Below are 14,432 nucleotides of genomic sequence, written 5' to 3' on the forward strand. Positions count from 1 at the left end.
CCCAGTCATCCAGCATGCGCCACTAGATCGGCAACGGGCTGGCTTCCTGCGCGCCGGCGGCCACGTCATGGCCGGTATCATATTTGTCGAGATTGCCCTCGAACTCGTGCAGACGCTTCCAGATGGAGCGCAGCTCGGTCAGGGTGGTCCAGTTGTTCAGCACCACCGAGAAAGCCCCGTCCACCTGCCCATAGGCATTGTTGACCTGGAACAGCAGGCCCACCGAAACGGCGCCGGTAAACATGGCCGGGCCGATCATCAGCAACGGGGTCAGCGAGGTGATCTGGCCATAGGCATTCGACCACAGGTTGAAATAGCCATAGTGCAGGTAGAGCCGGAAATAGTTGAAGCGCAGCCCGGTAAATAGGCTGAACAGCGTTTCGGGCTGGGCATGGTGAATCTTGTCATCCTCACCCAGCACCAGCTCCTTACGGAACGCGGCTTCCACCTTCTGGTTGTTGTATTCCAGACCCGGCAGGAACCAGCCGACAAACCACGAAATAGCCATGCCGCCAACGCTGACCAGCAAGGCGGCCCAGACCAGCGAACCCGGAACGTCGCGGATGATGGGCAGGTCGACCTGCCCGCTCAGCGTCCACAGGATGGGCAGGAAGGCGATCAGTGTGAGGATGGCCCGCAGCATCTGCAGGCCGAGGCTTTCCACGATGCGCGCAAAGCGGTTCGCATCCTCCTGGATGCGCTGGGAAGCGCCTTCGATTTCGTGTTCCACATTGCGCCAGCGCGGAATGTAGTTCTCGGTGATCGCCTGCCGCCAGCGGAAGCCGTAATGCGAGATCAGGAAGTTGCCCAGCGTGCCCGTCAGAACGATCGGAATGGCGATCCAGATGAATGTCTTGGGCACCACCATGGGGATGACGAAGAATATCTTCTCCCACGCCCATTCCCAGCCGAACAGGGAATGCCAGAATTCGGAAACGTCGTGCTCCTGGGCCGTCTGCAGCATGTCGTAGAAGGTTCGGTACCAGGCATTGGCCTGCACTGACAGATCGACCTGCAGCCAGATGATCAGGACAATGAAAAGGCCCATGCCATAGGCCCATGAGGCCCAGCGGCGGCTCTTGAAGAAGGCGTGAATCATCTGCGTACCCTTAGCGACGTTCCCTCGGAACGCGTTCAATCCGTCACAGAATTGTGGCGACGGCAAGCAGGATCGCAAACATGGACAAAAAGTAAGGGCCGCTCCGAAGAGCGGCCCTTGCCAATTCCAATATAGGCTTCGCTTAGCGCGAGTAGAATTCGACGACCAGGTTCGGTTCCATCTGGACCGGATAGGGCACATCCGACAGACCCGGCACGCGGGCGAAGGTGGCGGTCATCTTGTTGTGGTCGACTTCGACATAATCAGGGACATCGCGCTCGGCCAGCTGGGTAGCTTCGATCAGCACGGTGAGCTGCTTGGAGCGCTCGCGCACTTCCACCTTGTCGCCGATCTTGACCTGATAGGACGGGATGTTGACGCGCTTGCCGTTGACCAGGATGTGGCCGTGCGACACGAACTGGCGCGCAGCGAACACGGTGGCGACGAACTTGGCGCGATAGACGATCGCGTCCAGGCGGCTCTCGAGCAGGCCGATCAGGTTCTCGCCGGTGTCGCCCTTGACGCGGGCGGCTTCGTTATAGAGCTTCTTGAAGCTCTTTTCGGTGATCGAGCCGTAATAGCCCTTGAGCTTCTGCTTGGCGCGCAGCTGCAGACCGTAGTCGCTCAGCTTGCCCTTGCGGCGCTGGCCATGCTGGCCGGGGCCATAGGCACGAGCGTTGAGCGGGGATTTCGGACGACCCCAGATATTTTCGCCGAGACGGCGATCGATCTTGTACTTGGCTGAATGACGCTTCGACATCGCGTATCCTTCTTTGGCGCATGGCCGGGGCCAGCGCGGGTTGAAATGGATCGCGCCCTCCTCTGCCCTCCTCGCGGAGGGCCGACAGACCCCAAATATTTGAGAGATCCCGGGTGCGCCTATGGGCCGACGGCCCGGATAGGTGCGCGCCTGATAGAGCGGAAACCCGCAGGAGTCAAGCAAGTGCGGCGGCAGCGCGCCTCTCACGATGAAACACGTAGAGACCTGACGCCAGAATGACGCCCGTTCCGATCCAGGTCCAGAAATCGGGAAAATCCCCGAACACGAAATAACCCAAAATCGTCGCCCCGATGATTTCGAGATATTGGAACGGTGCCAGCGTCGATGCGGGTGTCCGACGGAACGCCTCGGCAAACAGGAAGAACGTAAAGGCCGAGAGCGTCCCCATCACCAGCAGAATCCCCCAGGGACCGGCGAAATCCACCCCTGCGCTCGAAACCAGCGTCATCCGGTCGGTTGCCAGCAGCCCCGCGCCCAGCAGGATTGCCGCGACAAGGGCGAACCAGAACTGAATGGAAATCGAGCTCATCTGCCGCGACAACCGGCGCATGATGATGGCATTGAGGGCGAAGGCCAGCGCGGCAACCAGAGGCAGCAGCGATGCCCAGCCAAAGATGTCCCAGCTCGGGCGAATGACAATGACGACACCGGCAAGCCCCACCAGCACCGCCACATAGCGGCGCCATCCCGTGCGCTCGCCGAGAAATATGGCGCTGAGCACGGTCAGGATCAGCGGCTCCACGAAAAGATGGCAATCGCCGTCGCAATCGGCATCACCGCGAAGGCGCCGATGAGCGCAACGAGGACAGAGGCCGAGGTCAGGCCGCCCAGCAGCAGAAGCAGGGGACTGCCCCGCTCCAACCTTTGCCGCAACACCAGCAGAACCAGCCCCAGGATCAGCATTTGCAGGGCGAAACGCCAGAAGGCGATCTCGAAGGGGCCAAGCACCGCCGTCATGGATTTGGACAGGGCATCGCCTATCGGCACCAGCACCACCGCCAGTATCATGATGGCCATCCCGCTCTGATGTGAGGACATGGCGGAGGGGGCGGCGGCAACGGGTGGCATGGCAATTCCGGATATTGATTTGAACAGGCAGCCTAGCGGGCGCCCTCGCCCTCGACCACCACGATGTCGGCCATGGCAGCGCCGGCGCGTAAAGGAATGATGGCCTGGTAGGCGTCGGAGCGGTAACAGGCCAGCGCCTGCTCATAGCTGTCGAATTCGATCAGGATGGCGCGCTGGCGCGTCACGCCTTCGACATCCTCTCGTCGGCCGCCCCGTACCAGGAACCGGCCGCCAAACGGCGCCAGTGTCGCATCGATCAGCGCGGAATATTCGCCGTAGCGCTCCGTGTCTTCGACATCGACCTGCGCGATCCAGTAGCCCTTGGCCATGCCAGCCTCCCGTTCCAGTGGAACGCTACGTGACGCTCGCCACAGTGTCGAGCATTCGGGCCATAAATGCCCCAAGGGCTGGACAGCGGCGCCAAACGTCCCCACGTTTGCCGCACTCGAACCAACGGAGGTCTCCGCCTGATCCGCTCCCCCGCCATGCGCGTCGCCATCCTCTGGCTTGCCCTGCTCGCCATATTCCATACGAAATCGGTGATCGCGATCGCCCTGTTCGGCCCGGATTATGCCGTGGATCGCCACATCGTCATGGCGCTGCTGACAACGGGATTGGCCGTGCCGCTGGTCGTGCTGGCGCGACGCTATTTCGACCGGGAACCCATGGCCGGGCTCGGCCTAGCGCTCGATCTGTCGGCCCTCCGCCCCTTCGCCATCGGGGCCGTGGCATGGCTGCTGCCCTTCGCCGTCGGCATAACCGTCTGCCTGGCCCTTGGGCTGGTAACGGTCACGCCCCTGGCCCCGTGGAGCGAAATCCTCGCCTTCGTGCCCCTATTGATCGTGCTGGTCTTCCTGCTCGAAGCCCTGCCCGAGGAATTGGCCTTTCGCGGGTATATCCAGGCCAATCTCGGCAAGATCCTGCCGCTCTGGGCGGCGGTGGCGGTACAGGCCATCTTGTTCGGTAGCTGGGGCGTGGCGCTGTGGTTCCTCTCATCGGGCGACATCGAACCACTCCATGCCTCGCTCTTTTACGTGATGGGCGCCATCCTGGGCATATTGCGAGTCATCACCAGCTCGGTCTGGACCGGCATCGGCTTCCACCTGGCGTTTCAGACCGTGGCCCAATTGCTGCTGAGTGCCGAGCGCGGCCACTTCGCCATCGAAAACGCCACGCTATTGCAAGTGGTCGCCCTGGGCGCATTGCCCTTCTCGGTTGCCATGCCATTTGTCGAACTGTTCTATCGCGGCAAGGTGGCGTGGCGCGACAAGGCCGCCTAGTCGACCATCCGCTTGGCGAGGCTGCGCTGTTCGCGCAGACCGGGGAAAATGCGGCTCCAGATGATGGCGACGCCGATGGCGCCAACCCCACCAATGACCACCGCAGCAACCGGCCCGATAAAGTGGGCCACCGTGCCGGCGCGGAATTCACCCAGTTCGTTCGACGCGCCGATGAACACCGAATTGACCGCATTGACCCGCCCGCGCACCTCCTCGGGCGTCCAGAGCTGCATGATGGTCTCGCGAATGGTGACACTGACCATATCGGATGCGCCCACCAGCGCCAACGCCGGAATGGAAATCCAGGCCGTGGTCGAAAGCCCGAAGATCAGCGTGAACAGGCCGAACAGCCCCACGAACAGAAACAGCAGCTTGCCGGCATGGTCTCTGATAGGAAACCGCGTCAGGAACAGCGCCATGGCGATGGCGCCGATGCCCGGCGCAGCGCGCAGCAGACCCAGCTCCTGCGGCCCGGCATGCAAGATATCCTTGGCATAGACCGGCAGCAACGCCACCGCACCGCCCATCAGGACGGCGAACATGTCGAGTGAAATGGCGCCCAGCACCACCTTGTTGGAAAAGATGTAGCGGAAGCCGCCGAAAATGGTTTCGAGGCTTTTCGCCTGGCCCGCCCCCGCTGCGCCGGCTTCGGAATCAGCAGGACGCTGACCACCGCGAGCATCAACAACACCGCGCCCGTGCCAAAGGCCACGGTTGGCGAAATACCATAGAGCAGCCCGCCGGCGGCCGGCCCCATGATCGAGGCCATCTGCCAGGCGGAGGCATTGACCGTGATGGCATTGCTGAGCGCCTCCGGCGGCACCAGATTGGGCGCCAGCGACTGCGCCGCCGGCCCCCAGAAGGCACGGGCCGTGCCCAGCACGACCAGGATGCCGAAGATCGGCCAGACCTCATGCGCCTCGGCATTGACGAAGGCGAGAAACCCCAAGGCGCAGAGCAGTTCGACGCTGAGGCAGACCGCCATGATCATGCGGCGATTGAAGCGGTCGGCGGTGAGACCCGTCACGAGAATGAGCAGCAGTGCCGGCAGGAACAGGCTGAGCCCGACCAGCCCGAGCAGGAACACATTGCCGGTGACATCGTAGATCTGCCAGGCAATGGACACCGACATGATCTGCACCGCGAAGCTGACCAGCAGCGTCGTCAGCCAGAAAAAACGGAAGCCGATATAGGTGAAAGCCAGGCGGGACGGCTCGGTGGGAACGGCGGTGCTCATGATCTGGAAGTGCCATGGCGCCGAAGCGCAGTCAAAGCCGTTCCGGCGAAATCCGTTCGGCGGCAATAAAATAAGCGGCTCCGTTGCCCGCCGGTTACTTCTGCCGGTTGGGGTTGGGCCGCTGGTGACGCCGATCGATGGAGGAAATGACCCCGCGCAGGGTGCGGATTTCCTGCGAGGAGAAACTGCCACGCGTCAGCGCCGTGCGCAGATTGTGGATCATGCTGGGCTTCTTCTCCGGCGTGGTGAAAAAGCCCGTCTGGTCGAGTACGCCCTCCAGATGCTCGAACAGCCCGACCAGTTCGCTCCTGGGCGCCACTTCGGAAAGGCCACTGCCAAAGGGCAGGGTTTCCGCCTGCCCCGATTGCCGCCGCCACTCATATGCCAGGATCAGCACCGCCTGCGCGATGTTGAGCGAAGCAAACGCCGGCTCGACCGGCAGGGTGACGATGGTATCGGCCAGCGCCACTTCCTCGTTGAGCAGGCCCCATTTCTCGCGGCCGAACAACAGGCCGACGCCCTTTCCGGCCGCGATCTGGACCGCCATGCGCTGGGCGGCGATATCGGGGCCGATCACTTCCTTCTGCAGATCGCGCGACCGCGCCGTGGTAGCCAGCACCAGTTCGAGGTCGGCAATGGCCGCTTCCAGCGTTTCGAACACCCGCACATGGCTGATGACATGGTCGGCGCGCGAGGCGGCCGCCACGGCCTTTTCGTTGGGCCAGCCGTCGCGCGGTCGCACCAGGCGCAGGTCCCACAGGCCGAAATTGGCCATGGCCCGCGCCGCCGTGCCGATATTTTCGCCCAGCTGCGGCTCGCACAGGATTACCGCCGGCGACGGCCGCAGCTCGATTTTGATGGATGTGTCGGTTCCGGCCATGACGCCCAATCCAGAAAGGTCAGGCGCTCATAACCCCTTTCGCGGGCTCAAGGCAATTCAGGCGACGCGATGGCGGATCGGCAAATCCCTGACCTTGGTGGATCGCTGCCATTCGCGATCGAGAATGGCGAAATGCAATTCCTCGTCCCACTCGCCCTGGAACAAAGCGTGCTCCCGGTAATGCGCTTCGAGCCGCATGCCCAATTGCTGCATCAGCTTGATCGAATGGTGGTTGCGGCCATCGCTGCGGGCAAAGACCCGGTGAATGTGGAAATGGTCGAAGGCCAGATCGAACAGCGCCGCCAGCGCCTCCCCGGCATAGCCCTGCCCGGCATGGGCCGGATTGACCACGAACAACACCTCGCCCTGCCCCGCCGTCGCATCGGACCAGCGCAGTGCCACATGACCGACAAGCGTCTGGTCGCCCCTGCGGATCACCGCCAGCGTCAGCGTATCGCCCGGCCGCTGCAGGCTCACATGCTCGCGCATGATCTTAAGCGCCCCGGCAATCTCGGTACGGTCGCGCGTGCGGCTGAACACGTAGCGCTGCACCGATGGCAACGCGTGATAGGCGCAGAGGCCCTCGATATCGCCACGTTCGAAGGTTCGCAGGGTCAGACGGTCGGTGTGAATGGGCAAAATCAGTGACGTCATGGCAGCTGCGATCCCTCCGCAAAGTCGTTGCAAGCCCAAAGCCTCCAACGCCGCCGGAGTCGGGGAAGTTCCTGCCGCCGTCTGGAAAAGAATACTAACGGATGGCGCCCGCCGTCGGGCATGGTGAAGGCGCCAAAAAGCCTAGTTCCGGCGCCCCAGCCATTCGCGGCGCAGCATGGCATAGACGAATTCTTCGTCCCACTCGCCCTTGAACAGGGCATGCTCGCGAAAATGGGCTTCCCGCCGCATGCCCAGCCGCTCCATCAGCCGCCAGGAAGACCCGTTGCGCACATCGCAGCGCGCCGAAACGCGATGCTGGTCACCCGGCCCGAAGGCGAGATCGAGCAGCGCCGTGGCCGCTTCGGTGGCATAGCCCTGCCCCTGATAATCCGGATCGAATATCCAGCCGACCTCGCCCTGTCGTGCATCGGCGCTGCGCAGGATCAGCGAGACCTCGCCGATGACGCTGCTGGTCTGGTTGAGCTCCGCCGCCAGGATGATCTTGTCGCCATCGGCCTCCAGCGCCACCTGGCCGATGCGCTGCTGCACCGCCAGCGCGCATTCCTCCCGGCTCAGCGCCACGTCGAACAGATAGCGCGCCACATCCTCCCGCCGCCGATAGGCATAGACGGCATCGACGTCGCCTCGCGTGAAGGGCCGCAGTGTCAGCCGCTCGGTGCGGATCGGATAGTCTGGATAGAGCGCCATGCCTCCCCCGTTTTGGCGCCGCACTCTCGCCACTCAGGCGCGCAAAGGCAAGACCGGCCTTGCCGCCGATGTGGCCGCGTGCCAGCCTCACACCCATGTCCAGTTCAGAACATCCCATGATCGACCTTACCGCCCGTTGCGATTGCGGGGCGATCACCCTGACCGCCAGCGGGCGCGTGGCCTCCATGTTTCAATGCGCCTGCGACAACTGCCAGCACGTCTCGGGCAGTGGCCATTCCAGCGTCGTCTTGTTGCCCGCCGACGCGATCAGCGTGGTCGGCGCTACGAAATCCTGGTCCCGGCCAGCCGATTCCGGCGCAACCTTCACCCGGCACTTCTGCCCCGAATGCGGCACCACCATTCATGCGCGGAGTTCGCGGGCGCCCGGTTTCGCCATCCTCCCCGTCGGCCTGTTCTCCGGGCAGAATGACTGGTTCGTACCCAACCAGCTCATCTTCGCACGCAGCCACCGCGATTGGGACCTGATTGCCGACCACCTGCCCTGGCACGAGCGTTATCGGGAGGACCCGCAATGAGCCTGGCCGTCGAGGAACTGTCCGACCGCATCCGCAACCTGCTCGACCAGCGGCTCACCATCACCGAGCAGAAAATGTTCGGCGGCCGCTGCTTCATGCTCGGTGGCAATATGCTGGTGTGCCCGATGAAGGATGGCGGCCTGCTGGTCCGGGTCGGCAAGGAGGGCTACGACGCAGCCCTCACGCTGCCCGGCGCTCGACCCATGACCATGGGCAGCAGGACCATGGCGGGCTTCGTCGAAGTCAGCGGCGACGTGCTGGAAGACGACGAGGTGCTGCTCGACTGGATCGCACTGGCGCGCGGCTTCGTCGAGACCCTGCCTGCCAAGTAGCTCAGGCAGGTGCCTTGCCGAAAACCAGCGCCGCATTGACCCCGCCGAAGCCGAACGAGTTCGACAGCGCATAGTCGATTTCCTTGGGCTTGGCGACATTGGGCACGAGGTCGAAGATATCGGCTTCCTCCACCGGATCATCGAGGTTGATCGTCGGTGGCAGCATGCCTTCACGCAGCGCCTTGACCGAAATGATGGCCTCCAGCGCGCCCGCCGCGCCCAGCAGATGGCCCGTAGCGGACTTGGTCGAGGACACAGAAAGATCCTTGCCCCGGCCGGGGAAGACGGCGGCAATGCCGGCGATTTCGGCCGTGTCGCCGACTGCGGTCGAGGTTGCATGGGCGTTGACATAGCCAACCTGGCTTTGGTCGACGCCGGCCATGGCAAGCGCGTTGCGCATGGCGACCTGCGCCCCCGCCCCATCAGGCGAGCCGGCCGTCAGGTGATAGGCATCGGCGGAGGTGCCGTAACCGGCGAGCACCGCCAACGGCGTGGCGCCCCGGGCCAGCGCATGGCTGAGCTTTTCGATGACCAGCACCGCTGCCCCCTCGGCCAGCACGAAGCCGTCATGTCCCTTGTCGAAGGGACGCGACGCCTTGTGCGGCTCATCGGCATAACTGCCGCTCAGCGCGCGCGAAGCACCGAACCCGCCGATGGAAATGGGGTCGACCGAGCCTTCGGCGCCGCCAACCACCGCGACTTCGGCTTCGCCGGTCATGATCAGCCGCATGCCGTCGCCAATGGCCTGGGCCGAGGCTGCACAGGCGGTGACCGGCGTGCCGATGGGACCACGGAAACTGTGGAGGATGGACAGCCAGCCAGCCGCCAGATTGGCGAGGAAGGATGGCACCGTAAACGGCGACAGGCGCCGTGGACCCTTCTGCTGGATGATTTCCACCGCGCGGGCCATGACGGGCGAGCCGCCGACGCCCGAGCCGATGATGGTGGCCGTTGCCGCCTGGTCCTCGGGCGCGGTCGGGTGCCAACCGGCCTGGTCCAGCGCCTCGGCCGCCGCACCGATGGCATATTGGATGAACAGGTCCATCTTCTTGATTTCCTTGCCGTCGATGAAATCGGCAGCATCGAAACCGTTCGGGTTCTTGTCCTTCGTCGGAACGAGGCCGGCAATGTGGCTGACGAACTCGCTCGTATCGAAGCGGTCATTGTGGACGATGCCACTGCGGCCGGCGACAAGCCCCTGCCAGAGGGTATCGACGCCAACGCCCAAGGGGCTGACGGCACCCATGCCGGTGACAACGATGGGATCGGCGGGATCGGGCTTCAGCATGATGGGTTCCTGTGTATATGCACGGAGTGAATTTCTCAGAATTGCGGCAGGGCGATGTCGCTAAAGCCGCGACAGATGCCGAAGCCCGTCGATGACAGTGTCAAAATCCGGACTGGCGAGTGCCTCCCGCAGTTCCGCCTGCGAGCGGCGCCATTCGGGTAAGATGGCATCAAAGGTCTCGCGACCCTGCTTGGTAAGGGCGCCAAGGCGGCCATTGCCGCGCCCGGCCGGCGCGCTGGCGACCAGCCCCTTGCGTTCGAGCAGCGCCAGGTTGCGCGACAGCGTGGTGCGGTCCATGGCCAGCGCATTGGCCGTGTCGGTGATCGAGCGTCCCGGATGGTTCGCCAGCGCCCCCAATATGTTGAACTGCGCCGCAGTGACGCCGAAGCCGCGCAATTTGCGATCGGCACGACGAGTCACCGCACGAGCCGCCATACGCGTATTGAGAACGAGGCAAAGGTCGAAATCGTCGATCATGTGCTGCCAGATAAGCGTGCATATGCACGATGTCAACCGGCATGCCCCCTTGCCCTTTGCCGGCTTTGCGCCGCGGCGCACCGATGCTATAGGGCACGCCGAAGGCCAGAGGGCCAATATGCGGATTTCAGGGAGATATTTCCGATGAGCAAAATCAAAGTCGCCAACCCGGTCGTCGATCTCGACGGCGACGAGATGACCAGGATCATCTGGCAGGCGATCAAGGACAAGCTCATCCACCCCTATCTCGACCTGCCGATCGAATATTACGACCTCAGCGTGGAAAGCCGCGACGCCACCGACGACCAGATCACGGTCGATGCCGCCAAGGCGATCCAGAAGCACGGCGTGGGCATCAAATGCGCGACCATCACCCCCGATGAACAGCGCGTCGAAGAGTTCAAGCTCAAGAAGATGTGGAAGTCGCCCAACGGCACCATCCGCAACATCCTGGGCGGCGTGATCTTCCGCGAGCCCATCATCTGCAAGAACGTGCCGCGCCTCGTGCCCGGCTGGACCCAGCCGATCATTGTCGGCCGCCATGCCTTCGGCGACCAGTATCGCGCCACCGACTTCCTGTTCCCCGGCAAGGGCACGCTGACCATCAAGTTCACCGGCGAAGACGGCAAGGTCATCGAGCACGAAGTGTTCCAGGCCCCGGGCGCCGGCGTCGCAATGGCCATGTACAATCTCGACGATTCGATCCGCGACTTCGCCCATGCGAGCTTCAACTACGGCCTTGCCCGCGGCGTGCCGGTCTATCTGTCGACCAAGAACACCATCCTCAAGGCCTATGACGGCCGCTTCAAGGACATCTTCCAGGAGATCTACGAGGCCGAGTTCAAGGAAAAGTTCGAGGCCGCCAAGATCTGGTACGAGCACCGCCTGATCGACGACATGGTCGCTTCGGCCCTCAAATGGTCCGGCGGTTATGTCTGGGCCTGCAAGAATTATGATGGCGACGTGCAGTCCGACATCGTGGCGCAGGGTTTTGGCTCGCTGGGCCTGATGACCTCGGTCCTGGCCACGCCCGATGGCAAGATCGTCGAAGCCGAGGCCGCCCACGGCACGGTGACCCGTCACTACCGCCAGCATCAGCAGGGCAAGGAAACCTCGACCAACTCCACCGCCTCGATCTTCGCCTGGACCCGTGGCCTGGCCCACCGCGCCAAGCTCGATGACAATGAGGCGCTGGCCAAGTTCGCCGCCACCCTCGAAAAGGTCACCGTCGACACGATCGAAGAAGGCAAGATGACCAAGGACCTGAGCCTGCTCGTCGGACCCGACCAGCCGTGGCTCTCGACCCTCGGCTTCCTCGACGCCATCGACCAGAACCTGCAGAAGGCCATGGCGTAACCAACCCGTTACGCATGAAATTCGAAAGGCCGGGTCCGCGCGACCCGGCCTTTTCTTTGCGCGCTAGGTAACACGGATGTTACCTTCAACCCCGCTCCTGGCGATTTTTGTCGCCCGACGCGGGTTGAGCGGCGCTGATGCCCGCCCATATGCGATGGGTCCAGGGCTCATTGGAGGGATCAGACATGCGCCGCAGTATCGCAATCGCCACCACCGCAACAGCCAGCCTTCTCCTCGGCAGTGCCGCATTCGCGCAGAGCGCCGACTACGATTTCAGCGGTTTCGACCGCGTCGACATCGCCACCGGGCTCGACGCCCGGATCACCCAGGGCGACAGCTTTTCGGTTCGTGCGGAATCGCGCAGCCAGGATGCGCTGGACCATCTGCAGATCAGCGTCGATGGCGGCACCCTGACCGCCCGTTTCGAGCAGAGCTTCCTCGATTTCATCATCAGCGGCGGGCTGGTCGGCCAGTTGCTCAATAGCGGCAACGCCATCACCATCGACATCACCATGCCCGCTTTGGCCGGCGTTACCGCCAGCTCGGGCGCCGATGTCGGCGTGATCGCCGTGACCAGCGAGCGGCTCGAACTCGACGCATCGAGCGGCGCCGATATCAAGGTGACCGACGCCGTACTGGGCCACGCCATCGTCTCCGCATCCAGCGGGTCCGATATTGAAATCAGCGGCTCCGCCGATACGGTGGAAGCCGACGCCTCCAGTGGCTCCGATATCGACGCGGATGACCTTGTGGCCAGCAACGTCGCGGCAGAGGCCTCCAGCGGCGCCAATGTGTCGGTACATGCTACGGCGGGGATCAAGGCCGACGCGTCGAGCGGTGGCGATATCGAGGTCCGGGGCAACCCTGCAGACCGCGACGTAGACACCTCCAGCGGAGGCGATGTCAGTTTCGACGACTGATTCAAAACGCAAAGGGCGCCCATCGGGCGCCCTTCTCGTATCTGCGGGCAGCCTATTTGCTCTTGCCCGCCGCGGCCGCTTCCACGGTCAGCTCGAACCGCTCGCCGCCCTTGATGGTGATCGGGGTTTCGCTCTCGCCATCACCGATGCGGGTGAACACGACATAGTCTCCATCCGGCAGAGTGGTCTGGAATTCCGGGCCATAGCCGTAGTCGAAGGATTTGCGGCTGCCATCGATGCTCTTGGCCGCGCCGAATACCTCGACATAGTTGTCACCGGGCGTAGTGACCGCGAGAATGCCGGCATCGAGCACCAGGGGGACCTCGGTCAGTTCCGCCGTCTTGATCGAGAACGGCGCTTCGCCCTCGGCCCCGCGCAGCCGATAGACGGCGACATAGTCACCCTCCGGCAATTCGAAACTCACGTCGCTGCCATAGTTGTAGGTCACCGACTTGCGCGAGCCATCGATCGCCTTGGCGGCCCCAAAGATCTCGATGAAGATATCGTCCGACGCCGGCATGCCCTCGACATAGAACGAGGCGATTTCGGCCCGGCCGACGCCGACAATGACATCCTCATCGATCGTCTCGCCCGCCACCGCGTCATAACTGCGCGTCACGGTCGCTTCGCCGATGGACACATCGACCTCGAGCGCCCCGGCCGGAACGACCAGGTTGGTGTCACCGTAATTGGTGGTGACATAGTCGCCGGCATGGCGGATTTCGACCGCGGCATTTTCATCGACATCGGCACCCTCGCTGGGCAGCGGATGCAGCTTGAGAATGGTGCCATTGAGCACGAAATGCGGCGTGGCGATCTTGCCGGCCTCGATGGTCACGGGCTGGGATGCGATGGCATAGCCCACTTTGGCGGTCATGATGTAGTCGCCCGGCTCCAACGCACCTTCGAAGTCCGAATTATAGTCGGTGCCAACATATTCGCCCTGGCTGCCATCGGCCGCCGGCTTGTACCATTCCCAGACCAGATCGCCGTAGTCGCTGGTGAGATCGGGGCCGCCTTCCGACAGGGACGCGGTGGGCTTGTAATTGTAGTCGGCCACCGGCTCGGGTTCAGGTTCCGGCTCTGGAACCGGCTCCGGTTCGGCCTGCACCACCTGTGCCACCGTGGTGGTCAGCGCCTCGACCAGCGCATTCCCATCATTGGCCGACAGATACTTGCCGCCGGTATTTTCGGCGAGGCACGCCACCTGCTGCCCCTCGTCGTCCGACAGGCCGAAACCGAGGACGTGGGTGGTGAAGTCGATGCCCTGGGCTTCGAGATCGGATGCCAATGCGCAGGGATCGACCTCGCAGGTTTCAAGCCCATCGGTGATAAGGATCACGGTGGCCTTCTGCTCGGTGAAGCGCAGGTCTTCGGCCGCCAGGCGCACCGCGTCTGAAATCGGCGTCATGCCCTTGGGATTGATCTTGTCCGCTGCGGCCGCAATGGCCGCGCCAGTGCCGGTAGCCGGCTCCACCAGCATTTCGATATCGGAACAATTGCCCTTCTCGCGGTGGCCATAGGTCATGAAGCCGAGTTCGAGATCGTCGGGCAGCGTGGACAGCACTTCGTGCAGCGTCTCGCGTGCAATGGTGATGCGCGCCTTGCCGTCGATCTGCGCCCACATCGAGCCCGACCCATCAAGCACGATAATGGCCCGCTCGGCGGCAAGTGCCGGCAGCGCCAGGCCGAGCGCCGCAATGGCCCCCAGCAAGAAGTTTCGAACAATCCGCATGGGTAGCCCTCCAGCAGCGGCCTCGACTATCGAGCACCGCACAATAGCGCGCAATTGAAATCACGCGCCAGATGACGCCGG

Annotated in this window: 16 protein-coding genes and 1 pseudogene; 5 read left to right on the forward strand and 12 right to left on the reverse strand. The window is 63.4% G+C overall.

Going from position 1 to position 14,432, the window contains the following annotated elements; genetic code table 11:
* Nucleotides 1-22: 22 nt before the first annotated feature.
* From FPZ08_RS08260 to FPZ08_RS08275, 5 genes are all read right to left on the reverse strand, one after another.
* Nucleotides 23-1,099, reverse strand: a complete 1,077-nt coding sequence (locus FPZ08_RS08260) for a putative transporter (protein ID WP_146289532.1) — start codon at nt 1,097-1,099, stop codon at nt 23-25.
* Between the two features lie 142 nt (nt 1,100-1,241).
* Entirely contained in the window at nt 1,242-1,859 is a 618-nt protein-coding gene (gene rpsD, locus FPZ08_RS08265) for a 30S ribosomal protein S4 (protein ID WP_146289533.1), read from the reverse strand.
* Nucleotides 1,860-2,034: 175 nt separating this feature from the next.
* The gene (locus FPZ08_RS08270; RefSeq protein WP_210246868.1) at nt 2,035-2,622 is read right to left on the reverse strand and encodes a DMT family transporter; all 588 of its coding nucleotides are present in this window, start codon (nt 2,620-2,622) and stop codon (nt 2,035-2,037) included.
* Nucleotides 2,610-2,897, reverse strand: coding sequence for a hypothetical protein (locus FPZ08_RS22155; protein WP_210246869.1), 288 nt, complete (start codon nt 2,895-2,897; stop codon nt 2,610-2,612). The genes FPZ08_RS08270 and FPZ08_RS22155 overlap by 13 nt, the downstream gene beginning before the upstream one ends.
* 83 nt (nt 2,898-2,980) lie before the next feature.
* Entirely contained in the window at nt 2,981-3,277 is a 297-nt protein-coding gene (locus FPZ08_RS08275) for a DUF1330 domain-containing protein (RefSeq protein ID WP_146289534.1), read from the reverse strand.
* 156 nt (nt 3,278-3,433) lie between these two features.
* Here FPZ08_RS08275 and FPZ08_RS08280 point away from each other — a divergent pair, with 156 nt between their 5' ends.
* Nucleotides 3,434-4,228: a CPBP family intramembrane glutamic endopeptidase gene (locus tag FPZ08_RS08280; protein WP_186767259.1), complete on the forward strand. Its 795-nt coding sequence runs from the start codon at nt 3,434-3,436 to the stop codon at nt 4,226-4,228.
* Here FPZ08_RS08280 and FPZ08_RS08285 read toward each other — a convergent pair.
* From FPZ08_RS08285 to FPZ08_RS08300, 4 genes and pseudogenes are all read right to left on the reverse strand, one after another.
* A pseudogene (locus FPZ08_RS08285) lies at nt 4,225-5,465 on the reverse strand (MFS transporter). The gene FPZ08_RS08280 and the pseudogene FPZ08_RS08285 sit on opposite strands and share 4 nt — an antisense overlap.
* 94 nt (nt 5,466-5,559) lie before the next feature.
* Entirely contained in the window at nt 5,560-6,345 is a 786-nt protein-coding gene (locus FPZ08_RS08290; RefSeq protein ID WP_146289536.1) for an RNA methyltransferase, read from the reverse strand.
* 57 nt (nt 6,346-6,402) lie between these two features.
* Nucleotides 6,403-6,999 (reverse strand): GNAT family N-acetyltransferase, encoded by a 597-nt coding sequence (locus FPZ08_RS08295; RefSeq protein ID WP_146289537.1) that lies wholly within the window; start codon nt 6,997-6,999, stop codon nt 6,403-6,405.
* Nucleotides 7,000-7,140: 141 nt separating this feature from the next.
* Nucleotides 7,141-7,707, reverse strand: a complete 567-nt coding sequence (locus FPZ08_RS08300; protein ID WP_146289538.1) for a GNAT family N-acetyltransferase — start codon at nt 7,705-7,707, stop codon at nt 7,141-7,143.
* A gap of 116 nt (nt 7,708-7,823) precedes the next feature.
* Between FPZ08_RS08300 and FPZ08_RS08305 the strand changes: the two genes are divergently transcribed.
* Nucleotides 7,824-8,243, forward strand: a complete 420-nt coding sequence (locus FPZ08_RS08305) for a GFA family protein (protein WP_186767260.1) — start codon at nt 7,824-7,826, stop codon at nt 8,241-8,243.
* Nucleotides 8,240-8,575, forward strand: a complete 336-nt coding sequence (locus tag FPZ08_RS08310) for a TfoX/Sxy family protein (RefSeq protein ID WP_210246870.1) — start codon at nt 8,240-8,242, stop codon at nt 8,573-8,575. Before FPZ08_RS08305 ends, FPZ08_RS08310 begins: the two co-directional genes overlap by 4 nt.
* 1 nt (nt 8,576) lies before the next feature.
* Here the strand turns inward: FPZ08_RS08310 and fabF are convergent, their stop codons facing one another.
* Together fabF and FPZ08_RS08320 are read right to left on the reverse strand one after the other, a co-directional pair.
* Nucleotides 8,577-9,863, reverse strand: coding sequence for a beta-ketoacyl-ACP synthase II (fabF, locus tag FPZ08_RS08315; RefSeq protein ID WP_146289540.1), 1,287 nt, complete (start codon nt 9,861-9,863; stop codon nt 8,577-8,579).
* 60 nt (nt 9,864-9,923) lie between these two features.
* Complete coding sequence (locus tag FPZ08_RS08320; RefSeq protein WP_146289541.1) at nt 9,924-10,340, reverse strand: MarR family winged helix-turn-helix transcriptional regulator; 417 nt, start codon at nt 10,338-10,340, stop codon at nt 9,924-9,926.
* A 144-nt stretch (nt 10,341-10,484) separates the two neighbouring features.
* Here FPZ08_RS08320 and FPZ08_RS08325 point away from each other — a divergent pair, with 144 nt between their 5' ends.
* Nucleotides 10,485-11,696: an NADP-dependent isocitrate dehydrogenase gene (locus FPZ08_RS08325; RefSeq protein WP_146289542.1), complete on the forward strand. Its 1,212-nt coding sequence runs from the start codon at nt 10,485-10,487 to the stop codon at nt 11,694-11,696.
* A gap of 185 nt (nt 11,697-11,881) precedes the next feature.
* Nucleotides 11,882-12,616, forward strand: coding sequence for a head GIN domain-containing protein (locus tag FPZ08_RS08330; protein ID WP_186767261.1), 735 nt, complete (start codon nt 11,882-11,884; stop codon nt 12,614-12,616).
* Between the two features lie 52 nt (nt 12,617-12,668).
* On the opposite strand, the gene FPZ08_RS08335 is transcribed toward FPZ08_RS08330, so the two are convergent.
* Entirely contained in the window at nt 12,669-14,351 is a 1,683-nt protein-coding gene (locus FPZ08_RS08335; RefSeq protein ID WP_146289544.1) for a vWA domain-containing protein, read from the reverse strand.
* Nucleotides 14,352-14,432 lie beyond the last annotated feature (81 nt).

It is taken from the genome of Devosia ginsengisoli, assembly GCF_007859655.1.
In the GTDB taxonomy this organism is placed as follows: domain Bacteria; phylum Pseudomonadota; class Alphaproteobacteria; order Rhizobiales; family Devosiaceae; genus Devosia; species Devosia ginsengisoli.

Excerpts from the sequence above, each read along its gene's own strand:
- rpsD (WP_146289533.1), bottom strand. The coding sequence starts at position 1,859 with ATGTCGAAGCGTCATTCAGCCAAGTACAAGATCGATCGCCGTCTCGGC.
- FPZ08_RS08330 (WP_186767261.1), top strand. The coding sequence starts at position 11,882 with ATGCGCCGCAGTATCGCAATCGCCACCACCGCAACAGCCAGCCTTCTC.
- fabF (WP_146289540.1), bottom strand. The coding sequence starts at position 9,863 with ATGCTGAAGCCCGATCCCGCCGATCCCATCGTTGTCACCGGCATGGGT.
- FPZ08_RS08325 (WP_146289542.1), top strand. The coding sequence starts at position 10,485 with ATGAGCAAAATCAAAGTCGCCAACCCGGTCGTCGATCTCGACGGCGAC.
- FPZ08_RS08290 (WP_146289536.1), bottom strand. The coding sequence starts at position 6,345 with ATGGCCGGAACCGACACATCCATCAAAATCGAGCTGCGGCCGTCGCCG.
- FPZ08_RS08300 (WP_146289538.1), bottom strand. The coding sequence starts at position 7,707 with ATGGCGCTCTATCCAGACTATCCGATCCGCACCGAGCGGCTGACACTG.
- FPZ08_RS08310 (WP_210246870.1), top strand. The coding sequence starts at position 8,240 with ATGAGCCTGGCCGTCGAGGAACTGTCCGACCGCATCCGCAACCTGCTC.
- FPZ08_RS22155 (WP_210246869.1), bottom strand. The coding sequence starts at position 2,897 with ATGGCCATCATGATACTGGCGGTGGTGCTGGTGCCGATAGGCGATGCC.
- FPZ08_RS08335 (WP_146289544.1), bottom strand. The coding sequence starts at position 14,351 with ATGCGGATTGTTCGAAACTTCTTGCTGGGGGCCATTGCGGCGCTCGGC.
- FPZ08_RS08320 (WP_146289541.1), bottom strand. The coding sequence starts at position 10,340 with ATGATCGACGATTTCGACCTTTGCCTCGTTCTCAATACGCGTATGGCG.
- FPZ08_RS08295 (WP_146289537.1), bottom strand. The coding sequence starts at position 6,999 with ATGACGTCACTGATTTTGCCCATTCACACCGACCGTCTGACCCTGCGA.
- FPZ08_RS08275 (WP_146289534.1), bottom strand. The coding sequence starts at position 3,277 with ATGGCCAAGGGCTACTGGATCGCGCAGGTCGATGTCGAAGACACGGAG.
- FPZ08_RS08280 (WP_186767259.1), top strand. The coding sequence starts at position 3,434 with ATGCGCGTCGCCATCCTCTGGCTTGCCCTGCTCGCCATATTCCATACG.
- FPZ08_RS08305 (WP_186767260.1), top strand. The coding sequence starts at position 7,824 with ATGATCGACCTTACCGCCCGTTGCGATTGCGGGGCGATCACCCTGACC.
- FPZ08_RS08260 (WP_146289532.1), bottom strand. The coding sequence starts at position 1,099 with ATGATTCACGCCTTCTTCAAGAGCCGCCGCTGGGCCTCATGGGCCTAT.